Origin of the sequence: Microbacterium sp. cx-55, assembly GCF_021117345.1 — a bacterium.
Classification (GTDB): domain Bacteria; phylum Actinomycetota; class Actinomycetes; order Actinomycetales; family Microbacteriaceae; genus Microbacterium.
This window is the reverse complement of sequence record NZ_CP088261.1, coordinates 3,127,328-3,141,237: the sequence shown is the minus strand read 5'-3', so window position 1 is coordinate 3,141,237 and position 13,910 is coordinate 3,127,328. Positions and strand designations below refer to the sequence as shown.

Genomic DNA, 13,910 nt, shown 5'->3' with positions numbered 1-13,910 from the left:
ACGGGGCGACGCGCGAGCAGGACCGCCACGACCGCTAGAGTTCGCAGAGCTCCCCACCCAGGAAGAGGCACCGATGCCCATCTCGCCCGATGATTCCCGCCTGCCCGTGCCCCACGTCGCCGCGGCGACCCGGTACGACGACGTTCCGTTCGCTCGAGCGGGGGCGAGCGGCATCCGTCTTCCGAAGGTGTCGCTCGGTCTGTGGCAGAACTTCGGTTCGGGTCGTGCGCTCGCCGATCAGCGCGAGATCCTGCTGCATGCGTTCGATCGCGGTGTGACCCAGATCGACCTCGCCAACAATTACGGCCCGCCCTACGGTCAGGCGGAGGTCACGTTCGGGACGGTGCTCGACAGCGATCTCGGGCGGTACCGCGACGAACTGTTCCTCACGACGAAGGCCGGGTACGACATGTGGCCGGGCCCGTACGGCGACGGCGGATCGCGAAAGTACCTCGTGCGTTCGCTGGAGCAGAGCCTGACCCGGATGCGGACCGACTACGTCGACGTCTTCTACTCGCACCGGCACGACCCGGAGACTCCCCTCGAAGAGACGATGACGGCGCTCGCCGATATCGTGCGCAGCGGCAAGGCCCTGTACGTCGGCATCTCGAACTACCCGGCCGACCTCACCCGGCGGGCCCACGAGCTGCTCGCGAACGAGGGCGTTCGGCTGCTGCTGCACCAGCCGCGCTACTCCGCGCTCGACCGCACGCCCGAGGAGTCGCTGTTCCCCGCGCTCCGCGAGCTCGGCGTCGGCAGCGCCGTCTTCTCACCGCTCGCGCAGGGACTGCTGACGGCGAAATACCTCGACGGCACGGTTCCCGCCGACTCCCGCGCGGCCAACAGCATCTTCCTGAACTCCTCGGCCCTGACCGACGATTATCTGCGCCGCATCCGCGGAATCGCCGGCGTCGCCGAGCAGGCGGGTCTGTCGATCCCGGCTCTCGCAGTCGCGTTCGTGCTGCGCGACCCCGTGGTCACGACCGCGATCATCGGGGCGTCGCGCCCCGGGCAGGTCGACGAGGCCATCGAGGCGAGCAAGGCCGAGATCCCCGCGGATGTCTGGACGGCTCTCGACGAGTTCATCGCTGCACCGGGCGAGCGCCTGGCCTGACGGCTCGGACACGGGGCGGCACGGCCCGAGCGCCTCGCGTGACGGCGCGGACGCCGGGCGGCACGGACCGCCCGCCTGGCCTGACGGCTCCGCCGCCGGACATGACGCAGGGCCCGGGGAATCTCCCGGGCCCTGCGTCATGCGTTTCTCAGTATGCGACGCTGGCGTGCTCCCGGCGGTGCGCGGGGCGCTCGATCTCATCGACGATCGCGAGGGCGAAGTCCGCGCCGCTGATGGCAGAGACCCCGTTCTCGTCGAAGAACGCGACGTCACCGCCCAGGCGGTAGCGGCCGAGCGTCTCGCCGGGGGCGTACGACCCGAACTGCTGCGCGGGAGAGAAGAACACCCAGTCGACGGACGGGGATGCAGCCAGCAGCTCGGTGAGGATGGTGTTCATCTGCTTCGCCTCACCCGCGAACTGCGGGGGCAGGTCGTCGCCGTCGGCGAACCGGGGCGCGCCGTCGGCGGGGCGCAGTGAGCTGAAACCGCCCACGATCGCGATGCGCTTTCCCTGCTCGCCCGCGAGGGCAGCGAGCTCGCGATCGACCTCGACCAGGCGGCCGTCGAGTTCGCCGCGCGGAGAGAGTGTCGAGACGATGACGTCGGCTCCGGCGACCGCGCGGGAGCGGACGTCGGCATCGAGCATCGACCCCGTCTCGTACTGCACCCCGTCGATCCGGGCGTCGACGGCGGGCAGGTTGCGGCTGTAGGACGTGACGTGATGACCGCGCGATGCGGCCTCGCGAACGACGTTGCTCCCGGCGTAGCCGGTTCCGCCGATGACGGTGATTCGGGTCATGAGATTTCCTCCGGTCGTGCGTGTGTTGCTCTGCGTCGATACGCTAGATCCGATAGTCACTTTTCGGAAGTAGGCACTTCTTGGTAACCATCAACACCCCGGCGACCTTCACGGCGGCTGATCTCGATCCCTATGCCGACGGATGCCCCAGCCGCCGCCTGCTCGATCGCATCGGCGACCGGTGGACGGTCCTCATCATCGGCACGCTGGGCGACGGTCCCCGCCGTTTCTCGGAGATCCGCCGGGCGGTCGAGGGGATCTCGCAGAAGATGCTCACCCAGACCCTCCGGGGTCTCGAGCGCGACGGACTCGTCACCCGCACGGTGTACGCCGAGGTTCCGCCGCGGGTCGAATACGAGCTGACGGATGCGGGCGAGACCCTTCGTGCACCGCTCAAGGCGCTCGAGCGCTGGTCGATCGAACACTTCGGCCAGGTGGCGGCATCCTGGGAGCGTTACGACGGGACCGCCGCGAACGCAGGCTGAGGCGCCGCACCGGGCGGGCCCTCGCGCGGGCGACTACCCGAGGGGCGCCGCCCGCGCGACAGTCTTCAGGAAGCGGCGGCTTCGGCGACCTTCGCGGTGTCGACGAACTGCTCGAAGCGGACGATCAGGCCGCCTCGCACGACGAACGCGTGGGCCACGCGCACGTCGAGACTCTTCCCCGTGCCGCGGTGGGTTGCCGTGTATCGGGCGAGGACCACCACGTTCTCGCCGTCGACGACGTAGGTGTCGTCGTGGGCGGCCCAACCCTCCCAGTCGCGACCGAGCACCTCCATCACGTTCGACGTGACGCCTTCGGGGGTGCGGTACGTTCCGGCGAGCGGGAAGCCCGCCATCTCCGTCCACTCCACGTCGGGGGCAAGCGTCGCGCGCAGGGCGTCCAAGTCGCCCGTGGCCGACGCGATGTACTGGCGGCGCACGACGTCGCGCGGCGCGGTCGAGGTCGCCGGATCGGCGGATTCGTTCAGCCCCATGTCATCTCACCCTTCGCAACCTTCGGCCCGATCTGGGCCGCGATCAGCATTCCCGCCTCAGGGTAGGCCGCGATGAGCGCCGCCGTCACGGCCGCCGCGTCGGCCGACTCTTCGAGGATGGTCTCGAAGTTCCGCAGGTAGTCGCGCGTGTGGTCGATCGCGGTGGTGTCATTCGGGGCACCGGGCAGGCGGTGGCCCGCGATCACGAGCGCGGGTTCGAGCGCCGACATCTCGTCGAGCAGGTCGATCCAGGCGGCGCGCTTCTCGGGTGTCGCCGTGTCGGCCGTCCAGACGTGCTCCTGCTGGAACAACAGCACACCACCGAGGATCGCCCGGTGCTCAGCGCTCCAGAGGTACGCGCGGTCGGGAAGGACCGGAGATCCGCCGCGCAGTTCGAGCGCGCCGCCGTCGATCGAGAGCGTGGCTCCCTCGAGCGGGGTGATCTCGGGAAGACGGGTGGGCAGGTTGGCGCCGAGCGCGGCCCACGCCTTGAGCTTTCCTTCGTACGATGCGCGGATGTGGTCGATGACCGTCTGCGTCGCGACGATGGCCGCATCCGGGAAGGCGTCGGCGATGACCTCGAGGCCGAAGTAGAAGTCGGGGTCGGCGTGGCTGATGAAGACCGTCCGCAGGGTCTTGCCGGAGTCGAGAATGGCCGCGACGAGGCGGTGCCCGTCGGCGCGGGTGAACCCGGCGTCGACCAGGAGGGCCTCGTTCGGGCCGGTCACGAGGACGGCGGACTTGTTGGGGGAGCCGACGGGGAAGTCGAGGTCGAAGACCTGGAATTCGAGAGACATGGGGATCCTTCCTGAGGAGGCTCGGCGGGGCCGAGGCCGCGAACGTCGCTCGCGGCTGTCAAGAAGAACAATAGCTGAGCAGTCAGCTATTCCCGAAGAAGAGAAAGTGCGTCAGGGCATGACGGGAAGCGCATCGCCGGCGCGCAGACTCAGCATCCGGATCGCCCGCGCGAACGTCTCCACGTCGCCGGCGGGAAGGTTGTCGATCAGATAGCGCTGGATGTTCTCGACGTGCGCCTCGCTGGCGCGAAGCACCGTCTGGGTGCCCTGTGCGGTGAGCGTCACGAGCTGCACCCGCGCATCGTCGGGGGAGGGCCGGCGCTCGACGAGCCCGTCCGTGACGGCGCGTTGCACGAGCCGGGTGGCGCCGCCCGAGGTCACGACGCGACCCTGTGCGATGTCTCGGATGGGGATGCCGCCCGCGCCGGCACGCCCGACGAGAAGCAGCAGTTCGAATGTCGAGTGGCTGATGCCGTAGTTCTCCTCCAGCGCCCGCCCGAGCAGGTAGTCGAGGCGGTTGGCTGCGCCCAGCAGCCGCCCGAAGAGGAGGATGCGCGGGTCGTTCGCCGCATCTTGGGCCGTGGGGAACTCGGTCGACTCGCTCACCAGACCACCGTACGGCGGCGGCGACCCGACGCGCAGACGCGCGGTGACACCGCACGCCGGACCGGGGAGGGGGAATGCTGCCGGGTCCACGGCGTTGCCCCGGGTAATGACTTCTCCTGCAGAGACCCCGCCCCGCCCGCTCGACATCGACGAGGACCTCGCCGACGAGAACGACATCGACCCGAACCGCGCCGACGAGAACCGCATCGGCCCGAACACTCCGGAGCGCCGCGCGCTCGTCGTGGGTGCCACCGGCATCGGAGGTTCTGCTCTCGTCGACCTGCTCGCGGCGCAAGGGTGGCCGGTGACCGCGCTCTCGCGGCGTCCGATCGCCGAGCGCCCGGGCATCCGCGCGCTGTCGGCCGACCTCCGCTCCGCCGATGATCTCTCGCGCGCACTTGCCGACGAGCACCCGACGCACGTGTTCTTCACCGCGTGGTCGCGGCAGGACACCGAGGAGCAGAACATCGCGGTGAACGGCGCGATGGTGCGTGATCTGTTCGCCGCGCTCTCTCATGCGCCGCTGCAGCACGCCGCACTCGTGACGGGGCTGAAGCACTACCTCGGACCCTTCGAGGCATACGGTCAGGGCGATATGCCCGATACGCCGTTTCATGAGGAGGAAGCGCGCCTCGACGCCCCGAACTTCTACTACGCGCAAGAGGACGAACTGTTCGCAGCCGCCGACCGCGCGGCATTCACGTGGTCGGTGCACCGCTCGCACACCGTGATCGGATACGCCGTCGGCAACGCCATGAACATGGGCTCGACGCTCGCCGTCTACGCGTCGATCTGCCGCGAGCTCGGCACGCCGTTCGTGTTCCCCGGGTCGCTCACGCAGTGGAACGGACTGACCGACATGACCGATGCCACGGTTCTCGCGGAGCAGATGCTCTGGGCGTCGACAACGGATGCGGGGCGCAACGAGGCCTTCAACGTCGTCAACGGGGACGTGTTCCGGTGGCGGTGGATGTGGACGCGCCTCGCCCAGTACTTCGGGGTCGAGCCGGTCGGGCCCGGGGTAGACCCGCAGCCACTGGCGCAGCAGATGGCCGGTGCGCAGGACGTGTGGACGCGCATCGCGCGCGAGAACGACCTCGTCGAGGACGACCTCGGGCGCATCGCTTCGTGGTGGCACACGGATGCGGACCTGGGTCGCGGCATCGAGGTCGTGACCGACATCAGCAAGTCCCGCCTGGCCGGTTTCGGTGTGCACCACCGCACGGTCGACTCGTTCACGGCGCTGTTCGACCGCTACCGCGCGGACCGGCTCATCCCCGCCTGACGCCGCTCGGCGTCGTGCGGACCGCATCCGATGGTCGGGATGCTCGCTGCGCGCCTCCGCGTGCGGCGACGGTCAGCCGCTCTCCGACGCCCTGCGCGCGACGATCTGACCTCGATCAGGTCGGTTCGGTCGTGCGGATCAGCCCGCACGTGATGCACGACCACGCCACGAGGAAGCGCTCGTCATCGAGGATCTCGAACCGCAGCACATCGCCGCAGGTCGGGCACGCGGGCAGCCCCGCAGCGCGCGCGTTCATGGGAGCAGCTTACGGATGCGGCGGTGTGGGTGGGGTCGTGTGCGCGGGTCCGGGGGCGCGGTGTGGGCGGCTCAGCGCGGCCCGGAGCGAGGAGATCTGCCCGAGCGAGGACGGGATTCGCACCATCCGTCCTCTGCTCGGCAGATCTCCTCGCTTCGGGCTGACCAGCGGCGCGATCTGCGGATGCGACGCGATCTGCGGATGCGACGCGATCTGCGGATGCGGCGCGATCTGCGGATGCGGCCCACCCAGGGTTCGCGTCACTCTGCCGAAACGCGAAGAACGGCCCGGACGAGCCGAGCCGTTCTTGGCGTGGAGGGGCTGACGGGAATCGTCCCGCCGCCACACCACCCGCCGCTGCGCGGCGCGCGGAGCCTCGGGCGGCGGGGCCCACCCAGGGGTTCGCTTCACTTCGAACACGATTGCCCTGCCGCGCGGCCGGAGCCGCACGTCAGGGCGATGGAGGGGCTGACGGGAATCGAACCCGCGCTATCTGCTTGGGAAGCAGAAGTTCTGCCATTGAACTACAGCCCCGTACGCCTCGCGGCGCTGGGCCAGCATAGCAGCGCCCTTCGATCGCTAGGCTGAGTGCGTGCTGCTCTCCGATCGCGACATCAAGCAGGAACTGGCCGCCGGACGCATCGGTCTCGAGCCCTCCGATCTGAGCATGGTGCAGCCATCCAGCGTCGACGTTCGGCTCGACCGGTACTTCCGGCTGTTCGACAACCACAAGTACCCGTTCATCGACCCGGCGGTCGACCAGCCGGAGCTGACCCGCCTGATCGAGGTGGACCCGGACGAGCCGTTCATTCTGCATCCGGGTGAGTTCGCGCTCGGATCGACCTTCGAACAGGTGAGCCTGCCCGACGATGTCGCCGCGCGCCTCGAGGGCAAGTCGTCGCTCGGGCGATTGGGGCTTCTCACCCACTCGACCGCCGGTTTCATCGACCCCGGCTTCACCGGTCACGTGACGCTCGAGCTCTCCAACGTCGCGACGCTGCCGATGACGCTCTGGCCGGGCATGAAGATCGGTCAGCTCTGCTTCTTCCGCCTCAGCTCCCCCGCCGAGAACCCGTACGGCTCGGGTCCCTACGGCAACCGGTACCAGGGGCAGCGGGGGCCGACCGCATCGCGGTCGTTCCAGAACTTCCACGTCACCGACGTCGGCACGACGGATGCGGGCTCGCCCGGTCACTGAACCGATCGCTCGAGCGGTGCTGGCGCTGGCGTAGGCGCGAGAAAGCGCGGGAACCGTCGAGGTTCCCGCGCTTTGTCGTGTGGCCGGTTGTCCGGATGGTGGGGCACCGGGCCGGTGCAGCGTCAGGACACAGGGGCGTCGTGCCGCTGTCGTGTCTTGCCGCGGTCGCGTCAGGCTGCGGAGGTGTCCGACGCGTGAGCGCCGAAGCCGGCGCGGAAGCCGCGCTCGTACGCCTGCTCGGCATCGTTGCGCGCGTGCCGGCCGTGGCCGCCGCCGCATCCGTGCTGAGCGTGCATGCCGTGCCCGTGTCGACCGAAGCCGTGCTCGCCGTCCGGGCCGAAGCCGTCGCGGGGATCGAAGCCCGGGCGCGGATCGAAGCCGTGCTCGCCTTCCGGGCCGAACCCGTGGCGGGCGCCGAAGCTGTGCCGGTGCTCCGGGTGCGGGCCGAAGCCGTGGCCGCCGAAGCGACCCGGGCCGAACCCGCGGCGACCGTGACCGTATGTGCTCTGCTCGTCCCAGCCCAACTGGCGGGCCATGGTCTCGAGCGAGGTCATCGTGGTGGCGAAGTCCTCGGGGCTGACAGCGCCCGAGATCTCGTCGCGAACGGCGGTGATCGTCTCGGAGAGGCGATCCTTCGCCGCGCGTCCCTCGTCGGTCAGCGTCCAGGTGCCGTCGGTTTCGGTCACCCAGCCGCGGTCGGCGAGCGAGCGCAGCTTCTTGCCGCGCCGCGCGAGGCGCTCCGCGAATCCGGGAGCCGGAACGTCGCCGGAGAGCACGTTCAGCAGCATCCATTCGCGGCGTCCGATGCCCCCGGCCTCGAAGGCCGCGGCGACTCGCTCGGAGATGCGTGCGTCGAGCGCGCGCAGCCAGTAGCCGAGCGGCCGTTCGCGAGGGGGAGTGATGGGGGTCTGAGTGTCGTCTTCCATGAGACGTCCTTTCGTCGTGTCGCCTGTGCGGCGGCGGAAATACTTGTCATGTGGCATGTGCATGCAGTGTGACATGTAATCCCGTCGCATGTCAAGATGCATGTAAATTTGACGCATGGCCGACCCGCAGAACTCCGACCGCCGCCCCGAAGAGGTGATCGCCGACGCGCTCGGGCGTCTGCGCGGACGACGCGGCGGATGGCGCGGCATGCCCGGCCCGCACGACGGGCCGCACCACCATGGGCACTCCGACGGACCGTTCGGACGGGGCGACGGGCACCTGCCGCCTCGCATGCCGCCCTGGGCGGGTGGGCGCGGTCGTCCCTCCGACGGCCCGGCGAAGATGCGGGTTCTCGTGGCGCTGGCATCCGCATCCGGGCCGCTGTCGGTCAGCGAGATCGGCGACGCGATCGGGGTCGACCAGCCCCGCGCATCGCGGCTCGTGCAGCAGGGCGTCGAGCACGGACTGCTGCGCCGGGAGGCAGACCCCGACGACGCGCGGCGTACGCGGATCGTGCTCACCGAGAGCGGGTCGGCGATCGCGAATGGGTTCCGCGGGGAGCGTCGCGAGGCGATCCGCACGGCGCTCGGTGGCCTGACCGAGACGGAGCAACAAGAATTCGCCCGGCTGCTCGCGAAGTTCGCCGACGGCTGGCCGCAGTAGCCTGCCGACGTCGCGGACGCAGTAGCTGGCCGCAGTAGCCCGCCGAGGTTGTGGCTTGAAGTAGCCCGCCGAGGTTGTGGCTTGAAGTAGCCCGCCGAGGTTGTGGCTTGCAGTAGCCCGCCGACGTCGCTGCCGGGGGTCGCGCCGCTAGCGTGGAGCACATGCCCGTCGAGTACCACCGCGCCCCGCTGCGCGAGATCGCGCCCGAGACGCTCTACCGCATCCTGTGGTTGCGGGTGACGGTGTTCGTCGTCGAGCAGGAGGCCGCGTACCCCGAGCTCGACGGTCGCGACCTGGAACCGGATGCGGAACTCCTCTGGGCCGAGGACGGCGCCGAGGTGGTCGCGACGCTCCGGGTGCTGCACGACGGCGACGTCGCGCGCATCGGCCGGGTGGCGACGGCCGCATCGGCTCGGGGGCAGGGGATCGCGGCTCGGCTGATGGAGCGCGGTGTCGCGCGATGCGAGGAGTGGTGGCCGCAGCATCCGATCGTCCTCGATGCGCAGCAGCATCTCGGCCCCTGGTACGCCCGCTTCGGCTTCGTCATCAGCGGTGAGCCGTTCTCGGAGGATGGAATCCCGCACGTCCCGATGCGCCGCCCCGCCCGCGCCTGACCCCGGCGGGGGCGAGCCCGGCCGACCTCCACCCGCGAGACGGGATCTTCGCGCCGAGACTTGGGGGTAACCCCACGGTCTCGGCGCCCTGATCCCGTCTCGTGGTCGGATGGGGACCCGGCGCCACGATCGTGCTCATGAGGTCGGAGGGGGATGAGGCGGCCTGCCGGGCGGGAATTCTGCGCGGCGGGAGTCGTTGACCGCAGTATGACTACTGTCGGAATCATCGGAGCAGGACACATCGGATCGACCCTCGCGCGCGGGCTCGTCGACCGCGGCTATGACGTCGTGATCAGCAACTCTCGCGGCCCGGAGACCCTCGCGGGCCTCGTCGCCGACCTCGGTCCGCGGGCGACCGCCGGAACGCCTCAGGATGCTGCCGAGCGCGGCGACTGGGCGATCGTCACGGTTCCGCTCCGGGCGCTCGAGTCGGTGCCCGTCGAGCCCCTGGCGGGGAAGATCGTGCTCGATACGAACAACTACTACTGGGAGCGCGACGGCCGCATCTCCGCTCTCGACGAGAAGCGCACGACGACATCGCAGATGCTTCAGGAGCACCTGCCCGCATCCGTCGTCGCGAAGGCCTTCAACCACATCATGTCGGGCGACATCCTCGCGGACGGCACCCCCGCAGGCACCCCGGGACGCCGCGCGCTCGCCACCGCGAGCGACTCCGCCGAGGGTTCCGCATTCGTGACCGCGATCTACGACGAGTTCGGCTTCGACACCGTCAACATCGGACCGCTCGCCGACAGCTGGCGCGTCGAGCGCGACCGCCCGGCGTACGTCGTGCGTCAGGATGCGGCCGAGCTCGAGGCGAACCTGGCCCGCGCCGAGCGCTGACCCGCGCGCCCCGATCGACCACCGAGACGGGATCTTCGCGCCGAGACTTAGGGGTTACCCCACTGTCTCGGCGCGAAGATCCCGTCTCGCGGTTGGATGCAGTGGATGCAGTGGATGCAGCGGATGCAGTGGACGCGAGGTCGGGCAGCGGACGCGCCGCGGCATCCCGCCGCGGGTCAGCGCAGGCGGGTGTGCGGGGGCAGCTTCACGAAGAGCAGGATGATGAGGCCGACCAGCAGCACGAGGCCGAGCCCCAGCACGCCGTAGATGATTGCGCCGAACAGCGCGATCGAGAGCGTCCACGCGGCCGGCGCGAGGAAGCTCGCGACGCGGCCGGTCGTGGCGTACAGGCCGAAGATCTCGCCCTGCATTCCGTTCGGAGTCACGCGCGCGAGAAGCGACCGGCTCGATGCCTGCGCCGGCCCCACGCAGACGGAGAGCGCGAGCCCGCCGATCCAGAAGATGACAGGCCCCAAATCGTGCAGGGCGAACAGCACGACGGCCATCACGACGAGTCCGAGCAGGGCGCCGATGATCACGGCGCGCGCGCCGAACAGGTCGTCGAAGCGGCCGGCGATGATCGTCGAGATGCCCGCGACGATATTCGCCGCGATCCCGAAGATCATGACCTCCGTATCCGAGAAGCCGAAGCCGGCGGCGGCCAGCACGCCGCCGAACGCGAAGACCCCCGCGAGCCCGTCGCGATAGATCGCGCTGGCGAACAGGAACCAGAACGTCGGCCGATGCGTGCGGTAGAGGCGTGCGACGTCCTTCACGAGCACCACGTAGCCGGCGAAGAATCCCACCTTCTGCGCGCCGGGGATCGGAGGCGCTTCCGGAACGTTCTTGAACAGCGGGATGGCGAAGACGAGCGTCCAGATTCCGCATCCGACCGCGATGAGGCGGTAGGCGAGGCCGTTGGACGTGTCCATGCCGAACCAGTCGGCGAACGTGAGCACGACGACGAGTGTGAGCGCCAGAATGCCGCCGATGTACCCGAGGCCCCAGCCGAGCCCGCTCACGCGACCGATCGTGCGGGGCGTCGAGACCTGCACGAGCATCGCGTTGTAGTTCACGCCCGCGATCTCCGACACGACGGCTCCCACCGCCAGCACGATCGCGCCGTACCAGAAGTAGGCCGGGTCGGCGAGGGTGAAGAAGAGCGCGAACTGCAGGAGTGCGAGCAGCACGGTGAACACGCCCAGCCAGCGCTTCTTGCGTCCGGCGCGGTCGGCGGACTGCCCCAGAACCGGGGCGAGCAGCAGGATCAGGATGCCGGCGAGCGTCGTCGCGAGGCCGTACCCGCTCGCGAGGTCGGCGATGGCGCGTTCCTTGACCGCATCCGTGTCGGGGAGGGCGGCGATGTCGGCCGGAAGGAACGAGTCCGACACGATGTACAGCGACGCGAACACGAACGTCAGGATCACCGAGTTGAACGGCTGCGTCGCCCAGTCCCAGAACGCCCACGAGATGACCTGCGTGCGCGGAACCACGCGGTCGGAGTCCGCATCCTGGAACAACTCGCCCATCGGTCCGATCGCGCCGGTGTTGGCGGTCGGCGGCGGCACGGGAGGTGTGGCGGATGCGGCTGACGACCGCGACTCGGGATCCATGTGCGTCACGGTATGGCCCTTCGGTGAACGGGCGGTTTCCGGGAGTGCCGCCGCGCCGCATCCTCGCGGCGTGCGCTCAGGCTACCTGCGCCGCCCGCATCCGCTCGCCCCCGCGCCCTGCCCGCGAGACGGCAACGGAGCGGCGAGACGTCGGCTCCCGACCAACGTCTCGTGCCGAAACTGCAGTCTCGCGGGCGAGAACTCGCCATAGGAGCCGCATGCTGAAAGTTGAGTGGGTTCATGTCAAGTTCATTTGACGGATGCGGGGAGCCCGAGTTACGCTTGAGTCATCGCGGCTCACCTTTGAGTCGCCCCCAGACATTTCCGATCCATACGAAGGAGAAGCACATGCCCCGTGCAGTAGGAATCGACCTCGGTACGACCAACTCCGTGGTCAGCGTCCTCGAGGGTGGCGAGCCGAAGGTCATCGCCAACGCCGAAGGTTTCCGCACCACCCCCTCGGTCGTCGCATTCACGAAGGATGGCGAGGTGCTCGTCGGTGAGACCGCGAAGCGCCAAGCCGTCACGAACGTCGACCGCACCCTCACCTCCGTCAAGCGCCACATGGGCACCGACTGGAAGACCCAGGCGATCGACGGCAAGGGCTACACGCCCCAGGAGATCTCGGCCCGCATCCTGCAGAAGCTGAAGCGCGACGCCGAGGAGTACCTGGGCGACAAGGTGACCGACGCGGTCATCACGGTTCCCGCGTACTTCAACGACGCCGAGCGACAGGCCACCAAGGAGGCCGGTGAGATCGCGGGCCTCAACGTGCTGCGCATCATCAACGAGCCGACCGCCGCCGCTCTCGCCTACGGCCTCGACCGCGGCAAGGAAGACGAGCTCATCCTCGTCTTCGACCTCGGTGGCGGAACGTTCGACGTGTCGCTGCTCGAGGTGGGCAAGGACGACGACTTCTCGACCATCCAGGTGCGTTCGACCGCCGGAGACAACCGTCTCGGTGGCGACGACTGGGACCAGCGGGTCGTCGACTACCTGATCAAGCAGTTCAAGGACACCACCGGCGTCGACGTCTCGGGTGACAAGATCGCCCTCCAGCGCCTCAAGGAGGCTGCGGAGCAGGCGAAGAAGGAGCTCTCCAGCTCCACGTCCACGAGCATCAACCTGCCGTACCTGTCGCTGACCGACTCGGGCCCGGTGTCGCTCTCCGAGACGCTCACCCGCGCGAAGTTCGAGGACCTCACCAAGGACCTCCTCGACCGCACGAAGAAGCCCTTCGAAGACGTCATCCGCGAGGCCGGCATCAAGGTCGACGACATCGACCACGTCGTGCTCGTCGGTGGATCGACCCGTATGCCCCAGGTCGCCGAGCTCGTGAAGAAGCTCACCGGCAAGGAGCCCAACAAGGGCGTGAACCCGGATGAGGTCGTCGCCGTCGGCGCTGCCCTCCAGGCCGGTGTCCTCAAGGGCGAGCGCAAGGACGTCCTCCTCATCGACGTGACCCCCCTGAGCCTCGGAATCGAGACCAAGGGCGGCATCATGACGAAGCTCATCGAGCGCAACACCGCCATCCCGACCAAGCGCAGCGAGACCTTCACGACCGCCGACGACAACCAGCCGTCGGTCGCCATCCAGGTCTTCCAGGGCGAGCGCGAGTTCACCCGCGATAACAAGCCGCTCGGTACCTTCGAGCTGACCGGCATCGCGCCGGCGCCTCGGGGCATCCCGCAGGTCGAGGTCACCTTCGACCTCGACGCCAACGGCATCGTGCACGTGTCCGCCAAGGACAAGGGCACCGGCAAGGAGCAGTCGATGACCATCACCGGCGGCTCTTCGCTGCCGAAGGAAGACATCGAGCGGATGGTGCGCGAGGCCGAAGAGCACGCGGCCGAAGACAAGAAGCGTCGCGAGTCGGCCGAGGTGCGCAACCAGGCCGAGACGCTCTCGTACTCGATCGAGAAGCTCATCGCAGACAACGCCGACAAGCTGCCCGAAGACGTCAAGACCGACGTGCAGGCCGATGTCGACGCGCTGAAGACCGCGCTCGCGGGCGAAGACGATGACGCCGTGAAGACGGCCTTCGACAAGCTCAACCAGAGCCAGGGCAAGCTCGGCGAGGCCATCTACGCCTCCTCGCAGTCCGAGCCGTCTCCCGCGGCAGACGGCGACGCTCCCGCCGGTGACACCGGATCGGCATCCGCCGACGAGGATGTCATCGACGCCGAGGTCGTCGACGACGAAGACGACAAGAAGTAAGA

16 protein-coding genes and 1 tRNA gene are annotated in these 13,910 nt (G+C 69.1%); 8 read left to right on the top strand and 9 right to left on the bottom strand.

Going from position 1 to position 13,910, the window contains the following annotated elements; genetic code table 11:
- The first annotated feature begins 106 nt into the window (after positions 1-106).
- A complete protein-coding gene (locus tag LQ938_RS14750; RefSeq protein ID WP_223723327.1) occupies positions 107-1,114 on the top strand; it encodes an aldo/keto reductase in 1,008 nt (335 codons plus the stop codon).
- A gap of 148 nt (positions 1,115-1,262) precedes the next feature.
- Here the strand turns inward: LQ938_RS14750 and LQ938_RS14745 are convergent, their stop codons facing one another.
- Positions 1,263-1,913, bottom strand: coding sequence for an NAD(P)-dependent oxidoreductase (locus tag LQ938_RS14745; RefSeq protein ID WP_223723270.1), 651 nt, complete (start codon positions 1,911-1,913; stop codon positions 1,263-1,265).
- 80 nt (positions 1,914-1,993) lie between these two features.
- On the opposite strand from LQ938_RS14745, the gene LQ938_RS14740 reads away from it, so the two are divergent.
- Positions 1,994-2,398, top strand: coding sequence for a winged helix-turn-helix transcriptional regulator (locus LQ938_RS14740; protein WP_263317739.1), 405 nt, complete (start codon positions 1,994-1,996; stop codon positions 2,396-2,398).
- A gap of 65 nt (positions 2,399-2,463) precedes the next feature.
- Here LQ938_RS14740 and LQ938_RS14735 read toward each other — a convergent pair whose 3' ends face one another.
- From LQ938_RS14735 to LQ938_RS14725, 3 genes are all read right to left on the bottom strand, one after another.
- Positions 2,464-2,889 carry a nuclear transport factor 2 family protein gene (locus LQ938_RS14735; RefSeq protein WP_223723269.1) on the bottom strand — a complete coding sequence of 142 codons (426 nt, stop codon included), beginning with the start codon at positions 2,887-2,889 and terminating at the stop codon, positions 2,464-2,466.
- Positions 2,880-3,686 (bottom strand): MBL fold metallo-hydrolase, encoded by an 807-nt coding sequence (locus LQ938_RS14730; protein WP_223723268.1) that lies wholly within the window; start codon positions 3,684-3,686, stop codon positions 2,880-2,882. The genes LQ938_RS14735 and LQ938_RS14730 overlap by 10 nt, the downstream gene beginning before the upstream one ends.
- 111 nt (positions 3,687-3,797) lie before the next feature.
- Positions 3,798-4,292 carry a MarR family winged helix-turn-helix transcriptional regulator gene (locus tag LQ938_RS14725; RefSeq protein WP_223723267.1) on the bottom strand — a complete coding sequence of 165 codons (495 nt, stop codon included), beginning with the start codon at positions 4,290-4,292 and terminating at the stop codon, positions 3,798-3,800.
- A 106-nt stretch (positions 4,293-4,398) separates the two neighbouring features.
- Between LQ938_RS14725 and LQ938_RS14720 the strand changes: the two genes are divergently transcribed.
- On the top strand, positions 4,399-5,577 hold the full coding sequence (locus tag LQ938_RS14720; protein WP_223723266.1) for an SDR family oxidoreductase: 1,179 nt from the start codon (positions 4,399-4,401) through the stop codon (positions 5,575-5,577).
- Between the two features lie 115 nt (positions 5,578-5,692).
- Here LQ938_RS14720 and LQ938_RS14715 read toward each other — a convergent pair whose 3' ends face one another.
- The 3 genes from LQ938_RS14715 to LQ938_RS14705 all read right to left on the bottom strand — a co-directional run bounded on the left by LQ938_RS14715 (position 5,693) and on the right by LQ938_RS14705 (position 6,367).
- Positions 5,693-5,833: a hypothetical protein gene (locus tag LQ938_RS14715; protein WP_223723265.1), complete on the bottom strand. Its 141-nt coding sequence runs from the start codon at positions 5,831-5,833 to the stop codon at positions 5,693-5,695.
- A 9-nt stretch (positions 5,834-5,842) separates the two neighbouring features.
- Positions 5,843-6,097 carry a hypothetical protein gene (locus tag LQ938_RS14710; protein WP_223723264.1) on the bottom strand — a complete coding sequence of 85 codons (255 nt, stop codon included), beginning with the start codon at positions 6,095-6,097 and terminating at the stop codon, positions 5,843-5,845.
- Positions 6,098-6,293: 196 nt separating this feature from the next.
- A tRNA-Gly gene (locus LQ938_RS14705) sits at positions 6,294-6,367 on the bottom strand.
- Between the two features lie 58 nt (positions 6,368-6,425).
- Between LQ938_RS14705 and dcd the strand changes: the two genes are divergently transcribed.
- Positions 6,426-7,031 carry a dCTP deaminase gene (gene dcd, locus LQ938_RS14700; protein WP_223723263.1) on the top strand — a complete coding sequence of 202 codons (606 nt, stop codon included), beginning with the start codon at positions 6,426-6,428 and terminating at the stop codon, positions 7,029-7,031.
- A 170-nt stretch (positions 7,032-7,201) separates the two neighbouring features.
- Here the strand turns inward: dcd and LQ938_RS14695 are convergent, their stop codons facing one another.
- A complete protein-coding gene (locus LQ938_RS14695) occupies positions 7,202-7,957 on the bottom strand; it encodes a MarR family winged helix-turn-helix transcriptional regulator (RefSeq protein ID WP_223723262.1) in 756 nt (251 codons plus the stop codon).
- A gap of 115 nt (positions 7,958-8,072) precedes the next feature.
- Here LQ938_RS14695 and LQ938_RS14690 point away from each other — a divergent pair, with 115 nt between their 5' ends.
- The 3 genes from LQ938_RS14690 (at position 8,073) to LQ938_RS14680 (ending at position 10,078) form a co-directional block, all read left to right on the top strand.
- Positions 8,073-8,621 (top strand): MarR family winged helix-turn-helix transcriptional regulator, encoded by a 549-nt coding sequence (locus LQ938_RS14690; RefSeq protein ID WP_223723261.1) that lies wholly within the window; start codon positions 8,073-8,075, stop codon positions 8,619-8,621.
- A gap of 161 nt (positions 8,622-8,782) precedes the next feature.
- Positions 8,783-9,235 carry a GNAT family N-acetyltransferase gene (locus LQ938_RS14685; RefSeq protein ID WP_223723260.1) on the top strand — a complete coding sequence of 151 codons (453 nt, stop codon included), beginning with the start codon at positions 8,783-8,785 and terminating at the stop codon, positions 9,233-9,235.
- 207 nt (positions 9,236-9,442) lie between these two features.
- The gene (locus LQ938_RS14680) at positions 9,443-10,078 is read left to right on the top strand and encodes an NADPH-dependent F420 reductase (protein WP_223723259.1); all 636 of its coding nucleotides are present in this window, start codon (positions 9,443-9,445) and stop codon (positions 10,076-10,078) included.
- Between the two features lie 176 nt (positions 10,079-10,254).
- Here the strand turns inward: LQ938_RS14680 and LQ938_RS14675 are convergent, their stop codons facing one another.
- A complete protein-coding gene (locus tag LQ938_RS14675) occupies positions 10,255-11,691 on the bottom strand; it encodes an MFS transporter (protein ID WP_223723258.1) in 1,437 nt (478 codons plus the stop codon).
- 348 nt (positions 11,692-12,039) lie between these two features.
- On the opposite strand from LQ938_RS14675, the gene dnaK reads away from it, so the two are divergent.
- The gene (gene dnaK / locus LQ938_RS14670) at positions 12,040-13,908 is read left to right on the top strand and encodes a molecular chaperone DnaK (protein ID WP_223723257.1); all 1,869 of its coding nucleotides are present in this window, start codon (positions 12,040-12,042) and stop codon (positions 13,906-13,908) included.
- The last annotated feature ends 2 nt before the right edge of the window (positions 13,909-13,910 follow it).